The organism is Kocuria gwangalliensis (assembly GCF_039544365.1).
Lineage (GTDB): Bacteria > Actinomycetota > Actinomycetes > Actinomycetales > Micrococcaceae > Kocuria > Kocuria gwangalliensis.
In genome coordinates this window covers 1-4417 of the sequence record NZ_BAABLN010000025.1, presented here as the reverse complement: position 1 = coordinate 4417, position 4417 = coordinate 1, and the positions used below count along the sequence as shown (strand labels likewise).

Sequence of the window (4417 nt, the reverse complement as noted above, 5' to 3'; positions counted from 1 at the left end):
GGACCTCGGCGGGCGCCGCCAGACTTTCACGGACTCCCAGATCCGCACCGCGCTGCGACTGATCCAGTCTGGGGAGCCGGCCACCCAGGTGGCGCGGGACCTCGGGATGTCCCGGGCGACGCTCTACCGGCGGATTCGAGAGCTCCCGCAGGCGACGACCATCTGAGTCCGTCATCTCCTGTGGACATTGTGATGCGTATAGCTCGGCCGAGCCAGTTGTCGGACATCAAGTTGACCGCGGTCAGAGCGGTCTCATCCTTACTGCCTTACGGGCAAGCCAGATCGTCACCTGGCGGTGCATCAGTCCCGACCCTTATGGGGTAGAACTTAGAGATTAGACCTGCAAGAGGGAGTAAGCATGGATCCAGCCGAAGGTGAACGGCGAGCAGTCATTGGATTTGCCGGGCAGTATGGGCTGGCAGCCCGGATAGTGTACGACCATCTCTCCACGCTTGAGTGGATTCACATGGCTGATCCGGACGCCGGAATTGCGGATGACTTTCAGTTCAAGGCGGGTGCCAAGCGTCACGCCCTGCAAGTGAAGTGGTCTCAGTATCCCGAGTCCTTCACCTGGAGTGCTCTAACCGGTGCGTCGGCATCACAGGATGCGTTGCTGACAGGGTTGGCCCGGGCATGGCAAGCGATCCGAACGACATGGGATGGGCCGTTGGCTATCCACCTGTGCACCAACGGCCATCCCTCGACGAGCACGCCAGCTGCGCAATCTGCGCTCGGTTCCGCGACCACCAGCGGACCAAAGCACCTCGCGGCCTTCATGGAGCGATCATTCCGGCCGGTCCAGCGTGCGGCCCGGGGCAAATTCATGGACATGAGCGTCTTAAGAACGCTGGATGCCTTTGTGGGATGGGAGCCAGTGTGGGCGGAACTGCAGCGAGTATCAAGTCTCAGCGACGACGAATTCTTACGTTTCCTCGAGGATCTTGAGTTCGACTTCGAGATCAAGTCTGTTGACGATACGCCCTCGACGCTCGACGGGGCAGTCGACCTGCAGGCGCAGAACGACCTACGTATCCTGGCAGGTGAGCTCCAAGCCTGTGTCGCTGACCCGGCCAGACCGCGTCGTATCGACCGAGCAGAAATGCTTCATCGTCTGGGTTGGGAGACGCGCCTTCGGTACAAGAATCCACACGAGTTCCCTGTCCCTGGTACCTACACGCCAAATCACGCTGCAACTGAATCCTTGCACAAGATGCTAGCCACCCTCAATGGCGGGTACTTAGCGCTCGTGGGTCCAGCTGGATCGGGAAAGTCGACCCTGTTGGCCGACATCGCGATTGAGGGGCGGGTCGTTCGCTACTACTCCTTCGTTCCAGACTCGCCCAATCCCCTCAGTCATCGAGGCGAGGCGGAGTCATTCCTCAACGATCTGTCCCTGGCCTTGGAAGAAGCCGGAATCGTCCGTAGTGGTCAGCCATCAGGCATCCCGGGTCTTCGATACTGCGTCGAGCAACAGCTCGCCCGCGCTCAAGAGGCGTGGAAGTCTCGAGGCGAAAGAACCGTCATCATCATCGACGGCCTCGATCACATCCCACGGGAGCAGAACCCGATCCGATCCATGCTTGAGGAGCTACCCGCGCCGGCGGGCATCGGCGACGGTGTGTTCGTCATCCTCGGCACGCAGACCACTGCCGTCGTTTCAGCAGACATCCGCGATGCACTGACCCGGTCTGGTCGCACCGTGACCCTGCCACCGATGGCAAACGATGAGGTACGGCAGCTCGCGGACCAAGCAGGTCTGGGGGACTGGCTGTGGCCTGGCCAGATCGACACCTTCGTCGAAATGACTGAGGGACATCCGCTTGCCGCTACGTACCTCCTTAGCGAGTTGAGCGCACTACCGCCGCGCTTTCCAGATGAGAAGCAGCAGCGTGCCGAGGCGGAGCGCGTCCTTGCAGATGCGTCGAGGTACCGCGGGAACGTGGAGCTGCGCTACCGCGGGTACTACCAGGCAGTCAGACTAGACACTGAAGTCGTTGATCTCCTCGCCAGCGTCTCCCGATTGCGCACCTCCCTGAACCTGCAGTGGCTGGTCACTTGGGCGTCCAACGATGTGGTGAGTCGATTCGCGTCAGTCACCCGGACCTTCTTTCGGGTCGAAGGCGACGAGTGGCAGTTCGTACATAACAGCTTTCGCCGCTTCCTTTCCGATGAGACCGCCCGAATCGACGGCGTCATCAGCGAGAGTCGAAACCGGGACCTTCATCTTGACNCCTTCATCTTGACCTTGCAGATCGATGTGCTGAATCAGGTGACGCCTGGCCCACCTACCGTGACGAGGAGGTAGCACACCGCTACCTCGCTGGAGACGATGCATGCGTACTGGCAACGGTCACACCCGGGGGAATGCGCTTCAAGCTCGGCGCACTCGAACCCTTACCTGTTATCCAAGACCAGACACACCTCGGTTTGCGGGCCGCAGCGAGGTCCGGCAACGACGCGGCATTTGTTCGTCTCGCGCTCTTCACCGCCGAACTCGCTCAACGTGAACAGGCCTTCAGTACGGAGCAGCTAGCGACGGCACTGGCGGGCCTAACCCCAGCCATGAGCGCGATCGACTATGTCGTCCGCGGCTCGCAGGTTCGAATCTCTGCGAACACTGCAGCCGCGATCGCCGCGTCCTGGGCGGCAAACGGAAGCAACGCAGCCGCAGCGAAAGTACTCAATGCTTTAAACGGCATCACAGCCCTCACTGAGTCACGAGTTGCTCGGAGCGGCGAGTCGGACGGCGTGTCGGACTGGGCCATCGCCACGTTCAACGTCTCTGGCCTAGACGCCGTACTTAGGCACTTGGAGCGGCACCTTCCCCTTCCGGTGCCGAAATCGGCGGGATCTCAGGACCCGGAGAACGTAGAGCGTGCAAAAGACTTCCGACTCGGACGTGAGCATGAAGATCGGCGACACCAACGCCTCGAGGTGCTATCAGCCTGCTTCGACGAACTTCTCGAAGTCCGGGACTTTGCCAACCTCAATCGTGTCAGCGAACAGATCGACGCCGAAGGCGACCTGAGTTGGCAAATGCGCAGCCGCCTCAGACGCGCACTGATCGCTGCTGCCGACGGCGACGCCGAAGAGGCCCACGTACAGATCAAGCAGATGCTCGAACTTGAAGGATCATCCCAACCGGAGGAACCAACTGAGGGCGCACGAGTATCTCTTGGATTTCGTCTACAAGCCGCGATGTGCCTACTTTCGCTCCGCCTCAGCGACAGCGAGACGTTCCGGGCGCTGATCCCTGAGGGCGACCAACCGGTCATCAACGACGATCTCGGCCGCGATCCGAAATCGTGGTACTGGCAGGTTCTGGACCTGGAAACGATCCGTCGTTATTTGACCCTTGCTCGCCGGGGTCCGAGAGGTGCGCCGAAGCAAGGCATAGAGGTTGCGGTCGACAACACGGAAACGGCAGGGACGACCGGAGCGAATGGCAGGCGCCACCTTGACCCCGGACGTCGACGCTTCATTGACGCGGTACACGCCTTGGCCCGCCTCCGGGCTGAGGCAATAGCGGCCCGCGAAGGACTAGTCGATGAGCCCAAAGTAGCCGGTCGAGCAGCCGAGATCCTTCGAGTCATTGATGTACCCCGGCAGGTAACCAACAACTGGCATGGGTGGTATCGCGTCCGGGATGCCTTCCCAGCCCTGGTTGCACACATCATTCACCTCGCCCATCGTGTCGGCGGATCCGCAGAACTCTCGCGACTCTCTGACGTCTTTGACAGGGCATGGAGCGATAAGCGCTCAACCTATTGGTCCGTCGAGTTCCGTCATGCGGCCATCGAACAGTTCGCGACCCTCGACCAGTCCTCCCACGAGTGGGTCCAGCAGAAGTTGGATGACGTCGGCTCGCTGATCGTCGACCGGACCTACGATCCGGGATCGCAGGTGGAGGCTTGGTTGAAGCACGCCGAAATCCGATCCTCGGTGGACCAACGCGCCGAGGCGCTCGACGCCGTCGCTGCCGCAGTCGATGCCTCTCTGGGCCTCGGTATGGGCGACGACGACCAGCAACTCGCCCAATGGATGGGCTGGCTCACAGCCTCAAGAAACAGCGAGTCAATTTCGGCACCCGAGTACCTCGCCGCCATCGACCGCTTCGCGACAAGACTCCCGGGCGCCGCCCAGACCGATGACCGCGTAGCGGCAACTGCCGCCGAGCGGCTCGTCCGTGAGTGCTGGCAGGTGTCTCCCATGCATGCCTATCGCGTCGGCATGGCACTGTGTGACATTGGTGCGCTCCCTGAGGTCGATCTCATCGTCTCCGCTCTTCTCGGCTCCCTCGATGCTGGAGACGCATCTGCTGCTACTTCGTCCATGCTGGTCGCCACGGAGATGCTCCTGCCTATCACCGGCCGTGATCGCGAGCACGTGATCGAACGGATTCGAGCCTCTGTCACAG

3 protein-coding genes are annotated in these 4417 nt (G+C 61.3%); all 3 read left to right on the top strand.

Annotation, left to right across the window (positions count from 1 at the left end):
• On the top strand, positions 1-166 hold a 166-nt coding region (locus tag ABEA06_RS08510; RefSeq protein WP_345311193.1), incomplete at its 5' end, for a helix-turn-helix domain-containing protein.
• Between the two features lie 192 nt (positions 167-358).
• Positions 359-2305 (top strand): ATP-binding protein, encoded by a 1947-nt coding sequence (locus ABEA06_RS08505; RefSeq protein ID WP_345311192.1) that lies wholly within the window; start codon positions 359-361, stop codon positions 2303-2305.
• Between the two features lie 59 nt (positions 2306-2364).
• Positions 2365-4417 (top strand): hypothetical protein (locus ABEA06_RS08500; RefSeq protein WP_345311191.1); only part of this gene is annotated, 2053 nt, incomplete at its 3' end.